Below are 15,688 nucleotides of genomic sequence, written 5' to 3'. Positions count from 1 at the left end.
CCCCCCCCCCCCCCCCCCCCCCGCTCCCACATTTTTGCTTTGGGTAAGACCTTGGATCAGCTCTCTACGAGTGCCCGACGCTCACGTCCATGCAACGCCCGCTCGGCGGTTTCCAGTTGCATGCAGCGCTCAAGGAACAGGTACATGTAGTCGTAGCTCTTGCACACCGCCTGACGCAGTTCGGTCTGCAGCGCCTTGCTCGGGTTCATGCCTGCCAGTGTGCAGATGATTTCCAGCGCTTCCCATGGGTGGGCGTCGTCGTACTGGGCATGCATCTTCAGCCACTTCATCGCACGCTTGCGGTCTTCTTCCGGGAACGCCGCGGCGTACACCCCGGTAGAGCAGACCAGCGCCGACCACTCCCCGGTCGCACCCTCGATGGCGTAGTTGGTGGCGGCGATGGCGACGATCAGCGAATCGGCCGAGCTCGTATGCCAGCACCAGTGACTCAGGGCATGCAGTTCCGGCGGGACTTGCTGGGCCTGCAGATCCTCCAGGCTGACGCCATGCGCGCGACTCCAGTTCAGCCAGTAGTCGGCATGATTGAGTTCGACACGGATGTTGCGCATCAGCCAGCGGCGCGCCATATCCTCCCCAGGATGACGGGCAAACTTGGTCTTGGTCAGGTTCTGTGCCATATACAACGCAAACTGTTCAACAACTGGCCAGCCCCCGATCAGGTACTGGCGCATGGTTTTCGCGCTGAGCTTGTTATCGCGCATGCGCATGTACAGTTCATGTTCGACAACCCGGCGCTTGCTCTCGCTGCAATCCGTAATGAGCTGTTGTGCCCAGGCAGGATAACTTGCAGCTTCCATGAGTGGTCCGGTTCGGTTGAATGTGTCGATCACTGTTCGGCTCCTTTTGATTTGTGATTGTAAGGATCGGCAAGAGATTTCAACGGAACGTGCCAGGCGCCTTGAACAACAACGGCTGCGGTCTGGCGGGCCGACTTTGCAAACTGTCGCAGGTAAACAACTGCGGGCGTTCGATGACATAACCCTGAGCGTAATCCACCCCGATTTCAAGCAATGCCTGCTCGATCTGGGTTGTCTCGACAAACTCGGCAATTGTCTGCTTACCCATGACATGCCCGATGTGATTGATCACTTCGACCATAGCGCGGTTAATCGGGTCGTCCAGCATATCCTTTACGAAACTCCCGTCGATCTTCAGGAAGTCTACAGGCAAATGTTTCAAATAAGCGAATGAAGACATTCCGGCACAAAAGTCATCAAGGGAGAAGTAACAACCTAAGCCTTTGAGTTCATTAATAAATCGAATTGCACTCCCGAGATTTGCAATTGCACTGGTTTCAGTAATTTCAAAACAAATCATTTCAGGTGGTATGGCGTAAACGACAAACTGTTCACGCAGGAAGTGCAAGAACGCGTCATCTCCGATAGTAATGCCTGAAAGATTAATCGCACACATTGCCAACGGACCTTCATGTTGTTCGGCAATACATTGGGCAATGACTTTAAAAACATTCTCGACGACCCAACGGTCCAGTTGACTCATCAGGCCATATCGTTCGGCCGCCGGGATGAAACTGTCCGGCAAGATCATCCGCCCTGCCTCGTCATGCAGACGCAAGAGTATTTCGATGTGCCCGCCGCCCTCCGCCGTGGAACCCAGCGGAGCGATTTCCTGGGCATAAAGGCAGAAGCGGTTTTCTTCCAGTGCCATGTGCAGGCGCTGCACCCAGGCCATTTCGCCGAAACGCAGGGACAGTTCGGAATCATCGGCGTGATAGACCTGCACCCGGTTGCGACCCTTTTCCTTGGCCATGTAGCAAGCCATGTCGGCCGCGCGCAATGACGCTTCGAGGGTGGTCGGGGTCTGGGCGATGTGCACCAGACCGAGACTCACGGTGGTCAGGAACGGCCGCCCCTTCCATACGAAGTGCAGGTTCTGCACGGTCTGGCGCAGGCTCTCGGCGATTTTCTCGGCGGCTTCCGGGGCGCAGTTCTCCAGCAGAATACCGAACTCGTCACCGCCGAGCCGCGCGAGGGTGTCGCTCTCGCGCAAGCCCGATTGCAACAGCGTGCAGATATGCCGCAGCAACTCATCGCCGGCGGCGTGACCACAGGTGTCGTTGACCAGTTTGAACTGGTCCAGATCAAGGAACATCAGCGCATGCCGACCGGGCTGGCGCGTCAGGTTGTGCAGGGCCTGCTCCAGGCGATACTCGAATTCGCGGCGGTTGGCCAGACCGGTCAGGGCATCGTGGGTCGCCTGCCACGACAGGTTGGCGATGTACTGCCGTTCCTGAGTCATGTCATGCAGCACCAGCACCGTGCCACTGACTTTCTCGGCATTGCGGATCGGCGCGCCCACCAGCGTCACAGAAACCGTACTGCCGTCCAGGCGCTGGATCAGCTTGGAGTGCTCGCTGCCGCCGACCAGTTGGCCGCTGAGAATATGTTCGATCAGCGTCAGCCCTTCGGCCTGCGCGTTGTCGTCCAGGAGATTGAACAACGCGGCCAGCGGCAGCCCCGCTGCGTGCTCGGACTTCCAGTGCGTCATGGCTTCGGCCGCCGGGTTCATGTAATCGATCGCGCCGTTGACATCGGTGGTGATCACCCCGTCGCCAATCGATTGCAGAGTGATGTGCGCCCGATCCTTCTCCATCTGCAGCGCCTGGGCAAAGGCATGGCGCTGCTTGAGCAGTTTGTGGGTGCGCAACAATGCCAGCACGATCAACCCCAGCGCTGTGGCCAGGTTGGTGAACAACAGCAGGCGCAGGATCATCCGCGAGCCTTCGCCCAAAGCATCGCTGAACGCTCTGGCCGCCGGTGTCACACCGTCATTGATGGCGAAAATCCGCGCCTTCCAGCGCTGAATGTCAGCCGGCGTCGCAGCGTTGTCGCTGATACGCTGATGCATCTCGCGAGCGACATTGTCCAGCTCGACCAGATAGGCATCGCCAATCGTCCAACGGTCGATCGCGGTTTCCAGATAACTGAAATGGCGGAAATTGAGGTACAGCCAGATCAGGCTCGAGACGTCGTCGGGGTGGTTGCCGCCCTTGAGAATCCCTTCGCGCGCTGCCTGCAAATCCGGCGGTTGACGATCGAGCGCCAGGCGCAACTGGTGACCACCCTGCGGCACGGCAATCGCTTCCTTGTACTTGAGGAAGATCGCCTCGTCACGGCTGTCGGCGTAGAGGTTCAGATAATAGATGGCGTCCTTCTGGCCCTTGGACCAAAGACTTTCACCGGCGACATAGCCGCGAACGGCCGACAGGACGTAAAGACTCACGCCCCCCAATAAAGCCTGAAATAACACGACGGCAATAAATGGCCAGACGATGCCCAACAACCGTGGCGTTCCGAGAGTCCTTTTTTGCTTCATGAGGTCCTTTGCACATGCACTGCCATCATCAAGAGGAGACCGCTAGAGCCAGACTAGGGGGCGATCCCCCTTCCGGCAAGCCGGAACACTTTCAAGCGACGATACATATGTACCGCACCCCGGGTCAGCGATACTTCGACACTGACGGCTTTCAATCATTCAAGAGCCGTTTCCCATGCCGTCACCTGCTTCCGCGCTGCAACGCCATACTGCCCAACAGAGCGAATACCGCGCAATGACCAGCGCCCTGCGCGCCGTGCTCAGCGCTTCGAGTTCACTGGAGACCTATTACCTCGCGCCCCAGACCCATTCACGTCTGGGTACAGCCCATGACCAGACGCAAAACCTGCTGCAAGCACTGTTCGCAGACAGCGGCGCACCCGCCTTGACCGCGCATCTGCAAGCGTCCAAAGGCTCACTGCTGCAAGTCAGCGCCGTGGCCGATCAATGCAGCTTTACCTTCACCCGTCGCGATCAAAGCGTTGCCAGCCATACCCTCAAGGACATGGCCAAGGCATCGGCGGCGATTCGCCGCTTCCACCAAGCGTTGCTGAGTATAGGCGCACACCTGCGTTCCGACAGGCTGCTGCCGCTGTCGCAGCTGTTGCGCGAGTCCGGGTTCACCTTGCAGGGCACCGTGGATGCCCTGGCGCTGACCAGTCTGATCGACGCCGTCGAAGAACAGCGCGCCAGCCACCGCCTGAATCTGCGCCAGGCCCCTGCGCTCGCAATATTGATGAGTGCGGACGATAAAGCGGCGATCCACGATGTAATCGGCGATTGGCTCAACGGTAAAACCCTGTCGGCCCTCGATTGCCTGGCCGATGCGACAACCCCCTCGCTGACGCGCATGCAGATTGCCAGGCATCCCGCCACTTGCCTGGAACGCCTGCTCGACAGCGCCCAGGCCCGGGATCTGGGCCAGCGCCTGCTGCAAAAACTGCAGTGGTACGGCGCCCGAGCCGATGAACAGACCGTCCCGGACATCGGCGCGCGCCTGCTGCTCGAAGCGCTGTGCCTGTGGTACGAGGTGCCCGAAGAGCGCGGCTCGCCCCAAGTCGCCGGTTTCGCCCCGCAATCTCGCGCGCAATATGGGAAAAGCTACGCAGCCATCCGCCGGGATTTTTTGTTCCATCTCGATACCTCAAAGCGGACTTCGACAGAAACCGAGCAACACCTGTTGGGATGGCTTTGCCTGACGCGGTTTCCGCTGGAGTTTCAGGTGCGCGACATTCCGGACGACTTGCCCTACGCCAGCTCGGCGGTCTGGGTCAATTTCGTGCATGGCGTCCACCTCGCCCATGCCCTTGATCCAGAGCTGCTGCACTTTCTGAACTTTGAACAACTGGTCGGCCTGCCGCTGAAGAAAAGCGAACACGCCAGCCACGACCTGCAAGCCCTGATCGCCGTCTCACGCGTGGCGGCTGCGCAGACCTGGGCCCTGGCGACCGGCGCATTGGCACCTTCAGACGAAGCACCCACCGCGACCCTCGCCCTGCAAGCGCTGGAGGATCACCGCAAGCAGATGAACACGGCGATCCTGCAACTGGATGTCGAACCACCGCAACGCCTGCCCCTGGCGAAACAAATGCTGGAGCGCGCGCTGGCCAACGACCTGTACGAACACAGCACCACTCAGCTCAAGCGCCACCCTCATCAAGACACCGGGCGCGTGCGCCGCAGCATTATCGACACCCCGGACGTGAAGCAGCCCGCCTGGCCGCTGCTAGAGGTCTATGCCAGCGGCGGGCTCGAACCCGGCATGAAGTGGTATGTCAGCGACGACGGCAAGAGCGCCCAGGAATGGATCAGTCTGAGCGCCGAGCGCACACTCGACAGCGGTTTCGTCGCCAGCAAAGGCCCGGGGCGGCCGCTGTCGCGATTTCCACGCAAGCGCAAATTGCCCGATGTCAAAAAAGCATTCGACGAGCAGTTCGACAAATACCTGAGCGATACCCGAGCCGCTTATGAATACCTGATCAAAAGCCTGCTGGTCACCCTGCCCTCGGCCGACCGACGCGCCCTGGAGCACGGCGAAGTACGGATTCTCAGCCTCAGGAACGAGACCCGGCACTTGCATGCCGACCTCGAAACCGCCGAGATTCACCTGCCGCTGCGCATGCGCATGGGCTTCGTGCTGCAGGCGACTTATCAGACAGTCTCACATTTCTACGAATGCCTGCCTCGCGCCGGCATCATCCGCAAGCGCGGGGACGTGACGACGTGGCATATCGGTGGTCAACGCATACCGCCCCTGCCGCCAAAACGCGGCAGAACCAAAGGCCAGAGCATCACCCGTATCGTCGCACGCACGCTGCCGTTCGATCGCAATGCGCACAAGGACGGCGCGCCCCCCAAAACCGGCGCCAAATGCACGGCGATTCTTGAGCCGCTGGGCGACGCCCTCAAAGCGTCAGCGCTGCCTCCCGTCCATCACGAGAGCCTGCCGAGTCTGACCTTCACCTCGGCACGGACCGCACAGATCAGCCGTTTCATCGCCACCCGGTTGCTCTACATCGACGAGCAGGCACTGCGCCGAGAAGCATGGGGAGAAACCCGCTTCGAGCGAGAGGACAAAAAGCAACACTGGATCCACGTACTCAAAGCCTTCATTCCGTTCTGGGGCAGCCTCGACGATCTGCAATCGGACAAGCCCGGCACACGCCTGCTGGGGGCCATCGGCTTGCTGCTCGACATCGTTTCGTTCGCGATTCCCCTGGGCAAATTCGTCGCCGGAAGTATTCGCCTGGCGGTCTCGGCCGGCAAACTGGCGATTCGCGCGGCGCTGCCGAGCATGGCGCAACTGAGCAAAACCCTGCTGGTTTCCAGCCTGCGCAACCTCAATCCACTGGACGCCGCCCCCGCCCTGCTCAAGCTCGCGTTGCGCGGCACCCACGGTGCGGTGCGGGCCGTGGCGCATGCCGAACGCCTCGCCGTGTCGCGCCTGAAAAGACTCGCCGGCAGGAGCGGCAGCTATGATCTTTTGCAGGGGTTGCCGCAGACGCTTGAGGCGGGACACTGGAAACCGCTGAGTCAGGCCGACCAACTCGCGGTGGTCAAGGGCATTGATGACGTACCGGTGCGCAATGTGGCGGTGGACGGCACGCGCCATCACGTGCTGGATCCGTTCTCTGGCCAGCCCTACGGCCCCCGGCTGACCGTGCAGGACCACGACCTGTCGCTGGGTCGCTCGCACTACAGTGGCACCCGCAAAGGCGATGAGCAGATCGTCATCGAACTGCCGCAAAACAGCCGAATAGAGCACCTGCCTGAGGTCGACGGGCGTACCACGTTGCTGATCGACGACGTGCCCTACCGACTCGACGGCGATGAACTGCGCCGGGTCGATCTGCTCGACGAAAGTACGCACTGGACCGCGCTGCCCTGCCGGATCCGCCGTGCGCCGGGTAGCGGGGGTGATTGCCGCGTCAGTTACATCACCGGCGAGCCGGCACCTGTGCCACCGCTCGGCTCCATCGACAAGGAAAAAGGCTACGCGCCATGGTTCGGCGAGCGGATCTCGGAGCCTGGCGACTTGCCCGGACAACGAGGCACGTTCCTGGCGGTCGATGCCAAGCTTTACCAGATCATCGACAACAGACCGAAACTGCTCACTGGCGACCTCAGCCACCTTGGGTTCAGGAGTGGCAGTCTGGTGCCGAGGCAGCAGATTCAAGCAACGCTGCAGTTTCGCAAAGGGATTTTTGCCCGGATCAAGACTGGCGGCACGTATGAGGGGATCGATGATTCGCATCAGGTCGGCGCAATCCTGGTGCCGGCCATCGACGACTCGGCCGACTACGTATTCTTCCGGGTCAATCGCATGGAGAACTACCAGGCCACCATCGCCAAAGGCGAAGTACCGCCCAATCGATTGACCTTTAATCGTCTCTCCGAGCAAGAGCTGGCCGAGGGCACATGCGGCTCGGAACTGGTGAGGGCCTACTCCGGCTCGCTGCATGCCAACACCATGGTGCGCCTGCACGGTCTGGAAAAAGTGCAGCGTGCGGTGCGCACCATGGAACGGATCGCGATCCCCATCGGCGGCACGGCCAATCCTCCCGCCAACATGAAATGGCTGAAGCTCGACACCAGCCCGGGCGAGGCGGTGATGTTCGATGAATTGACCCGGATGATCGTTGCCCAGTTGCCTGAAGGGGCCGCGACCTGGTCGCGTAAAAAAGACGCACCGGCAGCCTTTCAACTCAAAACCGCAGAAATTTTCGAAACCCTGTTCTTGTCGTCGACCATTACCGGGATCAAAAAAACAGCGCTGCGCATCGATAACGCCATGCGCGAGCTACAGAAACTGCTGCCTGTGAGTGAAAAAACGTCCAACATGCGCAACATTGCCTACGCCGAAGTCATCACTGCGAGCGGCCAGCGGGAAATCTACGTCAGCGTTTCCGGTGCCCAGGGCACCACCCAGCGCTTGCCGTTGTTTCGGCACCTGGGCCCCGAATCTGTGCGCATTGGCCAAACGACCTACATCAATATCGACTACAACCCGAGCTTTCCGCGAACCTCGCTGGACGTGAACGAACAGGAGCACCTGCTGGCCGTGCCGCTGACGATCAAGGAGTTGGAGGCCTATGAGCAGACAAAAACCTTTCGCCCGACTTCACTGGACAGTGAAAGCAAGCTGATTCGGGTCCTGCGCGAAAAATATCCCGATCCCGCGGAGTACCGCTCCATCGACATCGCGACGACCCTGGAGCCGTGCAGGTCCTGTTCGGTGCTGATGAAACAGTTCGCCCATGACGGCGGGGATGCCGCATTGCAAGTGCTCTGGGCCTGATTACAGGCGCTGCAAGTGGCCGTAAAGCTTGGCGTAGAGACCGCCATCGGCGATCAGTTGCTGGTGGTCGCCATCCTCGGCCACCTGCCCGCCGTCGAACACCAGCACACGGTCTGCCTGCTTCACCGCTGACAGGCGATGGGCAATGATCAGCGTGGTGCGGCCGCTGAGGAAGCGCGCCATGGCCTGATGCAGGTTGTATTCGGTGGCGGCGTCGAGGGCCGAAGTAGCCTCGTCGAGAATCACCACTTTCGGTTCGGCGAGGATCATCCGCGCAATCGCCAGACGCTGGCGCTGACCACCGGAGAGGCGTACGCCGGAACGTCCGACGATGCTGTCCAGACCGTCGGGCAAGGCGCGGATCGTCGCTTCCAGTTGGGCGATTTCCAGCGCCTGCCAGCAGGCTTCGTCGCTGCGATCACGGCCCATGGTCAGGTTGGCGCGCACGCTGTCGTTGAACAGCGCCGGGTGTTGCAGCACCACCGCGACGTTTTCGCGAATCAGTTCGAGGCCGATTTCCTGCTGGGTCGAACCGCCGAAACGGATGGTCCCGGACAACGGCGTGTACAGCCCCAACAACAGTTGCACCAAAGTGCTTTTGCCGCCGCCGCTGGCGCCGACAATCGCGACTTTCTCACCGGGGGCGATGGACAGGTTCATCTGGTCCACCACCAGCTCGTCGCCGTAACCGAAGCTCAACCCCTGCACCTCAATGCCCACGGTTTCCCGGCCCTTGAACGGATCGACACCCCCGGGATATTGCGGCTCGTCGGCCCGCGCCAGCAGTTCGTTGATCCGTGCCAGCGCCCCGCCCGCCGCGTAGTAGGCGTATTGCAGATTGAGCAGTTGTTCGACCGGACCGATCATGAACCACAGGTAACTGAACACCGCGAGCATCTGGCCGATCGACAGGTCGGAGAACAGCACGGTGAGCATCGCCGCCGCGCGAAAGATGTCGATACCGAACTGGAACAGCAGACCGCTGGCACGGTTCGAAGCGTCGGTTTTCCACTGCGAGTTGACCGCGTAGTTGCGCACTTCCTGCGCGCGCAATCCGAGGCGCCCGAGGAAGAAGCCCTGGCGGTTGCCGGCGCGCACTTCCTGGATGGCATCGAGGGTTTCGCTCAGGGCCTGAGTGAAACGCGAGGTGCTGTCGTTCTCGAGTTTCTTCAGGTGCTTGACCCGCTTGCCCAACTGCACCGTGGCGTAGATCACCAGCGGATTGAACAACAGGATCAGCAGCGCCAGTTTCCAGTGCATCCACATCAGAATGCTGGCGGTGCCGACCAGGGTCAGCATCGCCACCAGAAAACGACTGAGGGTTTCGCCGACAAACTTGTCGAGAGTGTCGAGGTCAGTGACCAGATGCGTGGTCACGGTGCCGCTGCCGAGGCTTTCGTATTCGCCGAGGGAAATCCTTTTCAGGCGCTCGATCAGCCGCACACGAATGCGGTAGACGATGTCCTTGGCCAGCCGCGCAAACAGCCGCGCCTGCAACACGCCAAAGCACAGGGCACTGCAACGCAAGGTCAGAGTGACCACCAGCATCAGGCCGATGTAACCCGCCGCCTGTTGCCACATCGACGGCAACACATGGTTCATGACTTTCAACGCAGCGTCGCCATGGCCGAGCAGGACTTCGTCCACCAGCAATGGCAGCAGCAACGGAATCGGCACGCTGCACAGCGTCGCCAGCACGGCCACGCCGTTGGCGATCCACAGGGATTTTTTGTGATGTAGCGCCAGACGCCGGACTTCTGCCCAGCTCAGCCGGTCGACACGCTTTACGGCTGGCGTGTCATCGGCCAAGTCAGGCACAGGCGGCGCGCTCCAGCCAGCGACCAAGCAGCGGCGAGAGTTCGCTGAGCGGTTGATAGCCGTTGGTCAACAGCGCCAGTTGGCCGTTGCGCTCGGCGAGCAGGGTCGGGAACCCGGCGATGCCCAGATCCTGCACCCAGCTGAAATCAGCCTGAGTCGCTTTGTGCTGATCGGCATGATCGAACAGCGCGGCAAATTCGATACGCGGCACGCCGGCCTGCTCCGCCAGCTCGACCAACACGCTGGCCTGGGTGACATCGCGGCCTTCAGCGTAAAACGCCTGCTGGATCAGGCCGACCAGTGTCCACGCACAATCCGGCGCCAGACTGCGCGCGGTGACGATCGCCCGGCAGGCTGGCTCGGTGTCGTAGACGAAACCGTCGGGCAACGCGCCGTCGAATTTGAACGGCTGGCCGGTGGCCTCGGTGACCGCTTGCCAGTGCTCGAGGATGTAGCGCCGCGTGGTCGGTTCCAGCGCCGCACCGCTGCCGGTGCGCAGCCCGCCGACCACCAGGTGCAACTCGACGCCGGCTGCCTGCGCCTGCTCGACCAATGCCTTGGCGACCGGGGCGAACCCCCAGCACCAGGAACACATCGGGTCCATCACATAGAGCAGGCGCGCAGACATGATTAAGCCTCGGTGGATGCTTGTTTATAGTTGTAGCCGATCGGGTGCGGCATGTTGCGCGCCTTGGCCAGTTCGATCTGCTTCTGCCGATCGATGGCGCTGCGGCGAGTTTTCTCGCTCAGCTTGTCCCAGCAATGCGGGCAGCTGATGCCGGCCACGTAATGTTCGGAAGCACGATCCTCAACACTGACCGGTGTGCGGCAGGCATGACATTGATCGTAGTCGCCTTCGCTGAGGTCGTGACGCACGGTCACCCGGTTGTCGAACACGAAGCAGTCGCCCTGCCACTTGGTTTCTTCCTGCGGCACTTCTTCGAGGTACTTCAGGATGCCGCCCTTGAGGTGGTAAACCCCTTCGAAACCCTCGCCCAGCATGTAGCTGGAGGCTTTCTCGCAGCGAATGCCGCCGGTGCAGAACATCGCGACCTTCTTATGCACGGCCGGGTCGAAGTGTTCTTTGATGTAATCAGGGAATTCGCGAAAACTGGTGGTTTTCGGATCGATGGCGCCTTCGAAGGTGCCGATCGCCACTTCGTAGTCGTTACGGGTGTCGATCAGCAGCACTTCCGGGTCGCTGATCAGCGCGTTCCAGTCCTGCGGCTCAACGTAGATGCCGACCTTTTTGTTCGGGTCCACGCCTTCGACGCCGAGGGTGACGATCTCTTTCTTCAGCTTGACCTTGGTGCGGTAGAACGGCTGCTCGTCGCAGTACGACTCTTTGTGATCAATGTCGATCATGCGTGGGTCGTTCTTCAGCCAGGCGAGCAGGCCATCGATGCCTTCGCGGCTGCCGGACACCGTGCCGTTGATGCCTTCTTCGGCGATCAACAGGGTGCCTTTGATACCGTTGTCGACCATCGCTTGCAGCAGTGGCTCGCGCAGGTCAACGTAATCTTCGAGGGTGACGAACTTATACAGTGCCGCCACGACAATCGGTTGTGTCATGGGTAATTCTCCAGGTGGCTACCCTCGCAAAGGGTGAACCGGATTCAAAAAAAACGCGCCGGCTGAGCGGCGCGTTGCGGATTCTAGCAAAAACACAGCAGTTTTAGGATCTGTCGAAACCCTGTGGCGAGGGAGCTTGCTCCCGCTCGGCTGCGAAGCAGTCGCAAAAATCGGATCCTGGGAGTGCTGCGCACTCCAGCGGGAGCAAGCTCCCTCGCCACAGCAGCCCTCGCAATCCTCAGTGTTTGCTACCGCCGGCACAGGTCGGCGACGCCGGGGCGGCGCCGACTTCTGCCCATTCCTGCGGGGTGTAGGTGTGCAGCGCCAACGCATGGAACTCGCCCATCAGCTCGCCGAGCGTGCCGTAGACTTTCTGGTGGCGCTTGACCCGGTTCAGGCCTTCGAACTGCGCGCTGACCACCACTGCCTTGAAGTGCGTCTGTAACCCGCGACTGTGCATGTGGCTTTCGTCCAGCACTTGCAGATGCTCAGGCTGCAGCAGGCCCAGCGTCGATTCGATGCGTTGTTGCATGGTCATCACGAACTCCGCTTACTTCTTCTTGGCCGGGGCTGCGCCTTTCGGTGCCAGCTCGTTGGTCATGTCGTCGAGCAGCTTGTTGACCACCGGCACGGCGCTTTCCAGCTTGGCCTGGGTCATCTGGGCCGATTGCTGGGTCAGCTGCGGCATTTTTTCCAGGACTTTCTTGCCCAGTGGCGACTGGTAGAACGCGACCAGGTCTTTCAGCTCGGATTCGCTGAAGTTGCTGGTGTAGAGCTTGACCATGTCAGGCTTGAGCTTGTTCCAGCCGATGGCCTGGTCCAGAGCGGCATTGGCCTTGGCCTGGTAGGTTTCCAGTACGGCTTTCTTGGATTCCGGGGCTTTGGTCTGTTCAAAGCGCTGGGCGAACATTTGCTGCACTTGCATGTAAACCGGCGTACCCAGTTTGTCCGCGTGCGCCAGGGTCAGGAAAGCTTCGGCACTGGCGTTGTGGCTGGCGGTATCGGCAAGCACCTGGCCGCTGGCGCAAACCAGTGCAACCGCGGTACAGATGGCACGAAGACGAGTCATCGAGTTTCCTTTTCTAGCAGGCGAGGTAAAACCCCAAGGGCGCCCATTCTGCGCCTGAATAACGCCACGGCTCAACCCCCGAGCCTTGCCGCGCTTGATTGGCCATGCCGCAGCGGTCAACAATCGGCTCGATGGAACCACCTGGCCCCGACCGGGCCTAAACTGCGCAAACAGACCAACAGGAGTGTGCACGATGAGCCGTATCGAAACCGACAGCCTGGGCCAGATCGAAGTCCCGGACGACGCCTACTGGGGTGCTCAGACGCAACGCTCGCTGATCAACTTCGCCATCGGTCAGGAACGCATGCCGCTGCCGGTACTGCACGCCCTGGCCCTGATCAAGAAAGCCGCCGCCCGCGTCAACGACCGCAACGGCGACCTGCCTGCCGACATTGCCCGCCTGATCGAACAAGCCGCCGACGAAGTGCTCGACGGTCAGCATGACGACCAGTTTCCGCTGGTGGTCTGGCAGACCGGCAGCGGCACCCAGAGCAACATGAACGTCAACGAAGTGATCGCCGGCCGAGCCAACGAGCTGGCCGGCAACCCGCGCGGCGGCAAGTCGCCGGTGCACCCGAACGATCACGTCAACCGCTCGCAAAGCTCCAACGACTGCTTCCCCACCGCCATGAGCATCGCCACCGCCAAAGCCGTGCAGGAGCAATTGCTGCCGGCGATCGCCGAGCTGTCCGGCGGCCTGGCCGAACTGGCCGCACGTCATATGAAACTGGTGAAGACCGGCCGCACGCACATGATGGATGCGACGCCGATCACCTTCGGTCAGGAGCTGTCAGGGTTCATCGCGCAGCTGGATTACGCCGAACGGGCGATCCGCGCAGCACTGCCGGCGGTGTGTGAACTGGCGCAGGGCGGCACTGCCGTCGGCACCGGTCTGAATTCGCCGCACGGCTTTGGCGAAGCGATTGCCGCGGAACTCGCCGCGCTGTCCGGGCTGCCGTTCGTCACCGCGCCGAACAAGTTTGCCGCGCTGGCCGGGCATGAGCCGCTGACCAGCCTGTCCGGCGCCCTGAAGACCCTCGCCGTGGCGCTGATGAAAATCGCCAACGACCTGCGTCTGCTCGGCTCCGGTCCTCGCGCAGGTTTGGCCGAAGTGAGGCTGCCGGCCAACGAACCGGGCAGTTCGATCATGCCCGGCAAGGTCAACCCGACCCAGTGCGAAGCGCTGTCGATGCTGGCCTGTCAGGTGTTGGGCAACGATGTCACCATCGGCATCGCGGCGAGTCAGGGTCACCTGCAACTGAACGTCTACAAACCGGTGATCATCCACAATGTGCTGCAATCGATCCGCCTGCTCGCCGATGGCTGCAGCAACTTCCAGCAGCACTGCATCGCCGGTCTTGAACCGGACGCGCAGGTCATGGCCCAGCACCTGGAACGCGGTCTGATGCTGGTGACCGCGCTGAATCCGCACATCGGTTACGACAAGTCGGCGGAAATCGCCAAGAAGGCTTACGGTGAAGGCCTGACCTTGCGCGAGGCGGCGCTGCAGCTGGGGTATCTGACCAGTGAAGAGTTCGATGCCTGGGTGCGGCCGGAGAACATGATCGAGGCTGGCGCCAAGGGCTGAGTCCTGTAGCGCCTGACAGGCCGCCTTCGCGAGCAAGCCGCTCCCACATTCGATCGCATTCCTGACATGGGATCGCGGTCAATTGTGGGAGCGAGCTTGCTCGCGAATAAGGCCAACGCGGTTTAACAGGCAGCCATCTTCATCCGCCGCGCCTTCAACCCGGCAATCAACGACGGCCCCAACGCCACCAGCGCCGACCCCAGCACCACCAGCACCGCCCCGCCATAACCCAGTCCATTGATCTGCTCGGCATGCACATATTCCGGCCACACCGCGGCGGCAATCGCCACCGCGCCAAAGGTCACCAGCGGCGTGATCGCCAGCGTCGCACTGACCCGTGAAGCCTCCCAGTGCGCCAGCGCCTCGGCAAATGCGCCATAGGCAATCAGGGTATTCATGCAGCACGCCAGCAGCAGCCAGCCCTGCACCGGGCTCAGTTCCAGTGCTTCGAGCGGATGCACCCACGGTGTCAGCAACAGCGCGCAGAACAGGTAGATCACCATCATTACCTGCAACGAATTCCACACTGTGAGCAATTGCTTCTGGCCCAGTGCATAGAAGGTCCACACCGTCGAGGCCAACAGCACCAGCAATACGCCGGCGGTATAGTCCGACAACGAGGTGAGCAATTCGGCCAGCCGTTGGTTGAAGAACAGCACAAAGCCGATCAGCAACACCGCCAGCCCGATGCCCTGACCGATGCTGAAGCGCTCCTTGAACACAAACAAGCTGGCGATCAGCAACATGATCGGCCCCATCTGCACCACCAGTTGTGCGGTGCCGGGGCTGAGCAGATTGAGGCCCATCAGGTACAGCACGTAGTTGCCTACCAGCCCGAGCACCGCCATCAACACCAGCCAGCCGCCGCGGGGACCGAGCACTTTGCGGCTCGGCAGGCGGCGCGTGGCTGCCAGATAGATGAACAGGCAGCCGCCGGAGACCAACAGGCGAAACCAGGTCACCGTGATCGGGTCCATCACCAGCAGCACCTGCTTGAGCTTGATCGGCAGGATGCCCCACAAAACCGCCGTCAGCAGTGCCAGGAACAGACCGTAGACCCAGCGACCGGATGAAATGTGCATGCGAACCCCAATGCCTGCTGACGAGAGCGATCATTCTAGGCCCGGCGCCAGATGCAACACAGGGACAGTTCGGGCCAGGCCGCTAATGAAACTGTGCAGGTCGCAGCATTAAATTGACGCTTTGCCGTTGATCGGCTGGTGAGGCGCGCCAAGTGCTTCAGGCATAAGCTGATTGGATCCCTGCAACGGATCACTCAAGGAGCCGGATCATGTACGGAATGCGCGCCCAGGACAGCGCCCCCGCCACACACTTTCGCAGCGAGCGGATGTGTCGGGTCAATGGAGAGCTGTTTTTCTGCACGCGGGAGAACACCCTTGAGGGGCCGTTCGACAGCGCCGAAAAGGCTGAGCAGGAAATTCAGGCGTATATCGCGCGGATGCAGGGTGTGGACTCCAACCGATGA

At 61.2% G+C, this 15,688-nt stretch carries 11 protein-coding genes; 3 read left to right on the top strand and 8 right to left on the bottom strand.

All coding sequences use genetic code 11. The features are described 5' to 3' along the window. Positions 1-56 precede the first annotated feature (56 nt). Both NTD85_RS10255 and NTD85_RS10250 read right to left on the bottom strand, forming a co-directional pair. Positions 57-818 carry a TenA family transcriptional regulator gene (locus NTD85_RS10255; RefSeq protein WP_207199023.1) on the bottom strand — a complete coding sequence of 254 codons (762 nt, stop codon included), beginning with the start codon at positions 816-818 and terminating at the stop codon, positions 57-59. Between the two features lie 79 nt (positions 819-897). After that, a complete protein-coding gene (locus NTD85_RS10250; protein ID WP_262142069.1) occupies positions 898-3,357 on the bottom strand; it encodes an EAL domain-containing protein in 2,460 nt (819 codons plus the stop codon). Between the two features lie 175 nt (positions 3,358-3,532). On the opposite strand from NTD85_RS10250, the gene NTD85_RS10245 reads away from it, so the two are divergent. Beyond that, positions 3,533-8,155: a deaminase domain-containing protein gene (locus tag NTD85_RS10245; protein WP_262142068.1), complete on the top strand. Its 4,623-nt coding sequence runs from the start codon at positions 3,533-3,535 to the stop codon at positions 8,153-8,155. Here the strand turns inward: NTD85_RS10245 and NTD85_RS10240 are convergent, their stop codons facing one another. The 5 genes from NTD85_RS10240 to NTD85_RS10220 form a co-directional block, all read right to left on the bottom strand. Next, the gene (locus NTD85_RS10240; protein WP_003226931.1) at positions 8,156-9,973 is read right to left on the bottom strand and encodes an ABC transporter ATP-binding protein; all 1,818 of its coding nucleotides are present in this window, start codon (positions 9,971-9,973) and stop codon (positions 8,156-8,158) included. It lies immediately after the preceding gene. Further along, positions 9,966-10,568 carry a DsbA family protein gene (locus tag NTD85_RS10235; RefSeq protein ID WP_171061881.1) on the bottom strand — a complete coding sequence of 201 codons (603 nt, stop codon included), beginning with the start codon at positions 10,566-10,568 and terminating at the stop codon, positions 9,966-9,968. Before NTD85_RS10235 ends, NTD85_RS10240 begins: the two co-directional genes overlap by 8 nt. A 35-nt stretch (positions 10,569-10,603) precedes the next feature. Continuing rightward, on the bottom strand, positions 10,604-11,545 hold the full coding sequence (locus NTD85_RS10230; protein WP_262142067.1) for a rhodanese-related sulfurtransferase: 942 nt from the start codon (positions 11,543-11,545) through the stop codon (positions 10,604-10,606). Between the two features lie 238 nt (positions 11,546-11,783). Beyond that, positions 11,784-12,083: a BolA family protein gene (locus NTD85_RS10225; protein WP_003226935.1), complete on the bottom strand. Its 300-nt coding sequence runs from the start codon at positions 12,081-12,083 to the stop codon at positions 11,784-11,786. Between the two features lie 12 nt (positions 12,084-12,095). Further along, positions 12,096-12,614 (bottom strand): DUF2059 domain-containing protein, encoded by a 519-nt coding sequence (locus NTD85_RS10220; protein WP_003226938.1) that lies wholly within the window; start codon positions 12,612-12,614, stop codon positions 12,096-12,098. 193 nt (positions 12,615-12,807) lie between these two features. Here NTD85_RS10220 and NTD85_RS10215 point away from each other — a divergent pair, with 193 nt between their 5' ends. Continuing rightward, positions 12,808-14,202 carry a class II fumarate hydratase gene (locus NTD85_RS10215; protein WP_003226940.1) on the top strand — a complete coding sequence of 465 codons (1,395 nt, stop codon included), beginning with the start codon at positions 12,808-12,810 and terminating at the stop codon, positions 14,200-14,202. Positions 14,203-14,324: 122 nt separating this feature from the next. Here NTD85_RS10215 and NTD85_RS10210 read toward each other — a convergent pair whose 3' ends face one another. After that, the gene (locus NTD85_RS10210) at positions 14,325-15,284 is read right to left on the bottom strand and encodes a DMT family transporter (RefSeq protein ID WP_262142066.1); all 960 of its coding nucleotides are present in this window, start codon (positions 15,282-15,284) and stop codon (positions 14,325-14,327) included. Positions 15,285-15,493: 209 nt separating this feature from the next. On the opposite strand from NTD85_RS10210, the gene NTD85_RS10205 reads away from it, so the two are divergent. Continuing rightward, entirely contained in the window at positions 15,494-15,688 is a 195-nt protein-coding gene (locus NTD85_RS10205; RefSeq protein ID WP_003226944.1) for a DUF6316 family protein, read from the top strand.

The sequence above is a fragment of the Pseudomonas sp. 13B_3.2_Bac1 genome, from assembly GCF_025466205.1.
Taxonomy (GTDB): Bacteria; Pseudomonadota; Gammaproteobacteria; order Pseudomonadales; family Pseudomonadaceae; genus Aquipseudomonas; species Aquipseudomonas fluorescens_H.
Note: the sequence above shows the minus strand (reverse complement) of the source record. Positions and strands in the feature narration are given on the sequence as shown.

Bases quoted from the DNA above. Each gene is read 5' to 3' on its own strand.
- NTD85_RS10210 (WP_262142066.1), bottom strand. From the start codon at position 15,284: ATGCACATTTCATCCGGTCGCTGGGTCTACGGTCTGTTCCTGGCACTG.
- NTD85_RS10205 (WP_003226944.1), top strand. From the start codon at position 15,494: ATGTACGGAATGCGCGCCCAGGACAGCGCCCCCGCCACACACTTTCGC.
- NTD85_RS10225 (WP_003226935.1), bottom strand. From the start codon at position 12,083: ATGACCATGCAACAACGCATCGAATCGACGCTGGGCCTGCTGCAGCCT.
- NTD85_RS10255 (WP_207199023.1), bottom strand. From the start codon at position 818: ATGGAAGCTGCAAGTTATCCTGCCTGGGCACAACAGCTCATTACGGAT.
- NTD85_RS10230 (WP_262142067.1), bottom strand. From the start codon at position 11,545: ATGACACAACCGATTGTCGTGGCGGCACTGTATAAGTTCGTCACCCTC.
- NTD85_RS10215 (WP_003226940.1), top strand. From the start codon at position 12,808: ATGAGCCGTATCGAAACCGACAGCCTGGGCCAGATCGAAGTCCCGGAC.
- NTD85_RS10245 (WP_262142068.1), top strand. From the start codon at position 3,533: ATGCCGTCACCTGCTTCCGCGCTGCAACGCCATACTGCCCAACAGAGC.
- NTD85_RS10220 (WP_003226938.1), bottom strand. From the start codon at position 12,614: ATGACTCGTCTTCGTGCCATCTGTACCGCGGTTGCACTGGTTTGCGCC.
- NTD85_RS10250 (WP_262142069.1), bottom strand. From the start codon at position 3,357: ATGAAGCAAAAAAGGACTCTCGGAACGCCACGGTTGTTGGGCATCGTC.
- NTD85_RS10235 (WP_171061881.1), bottom strand. From the start codon at position 10,568: ATGTGTTCCTGGTGCTGGGGGTTCGCCCCGGTCGCCAAGGCATTGGTC.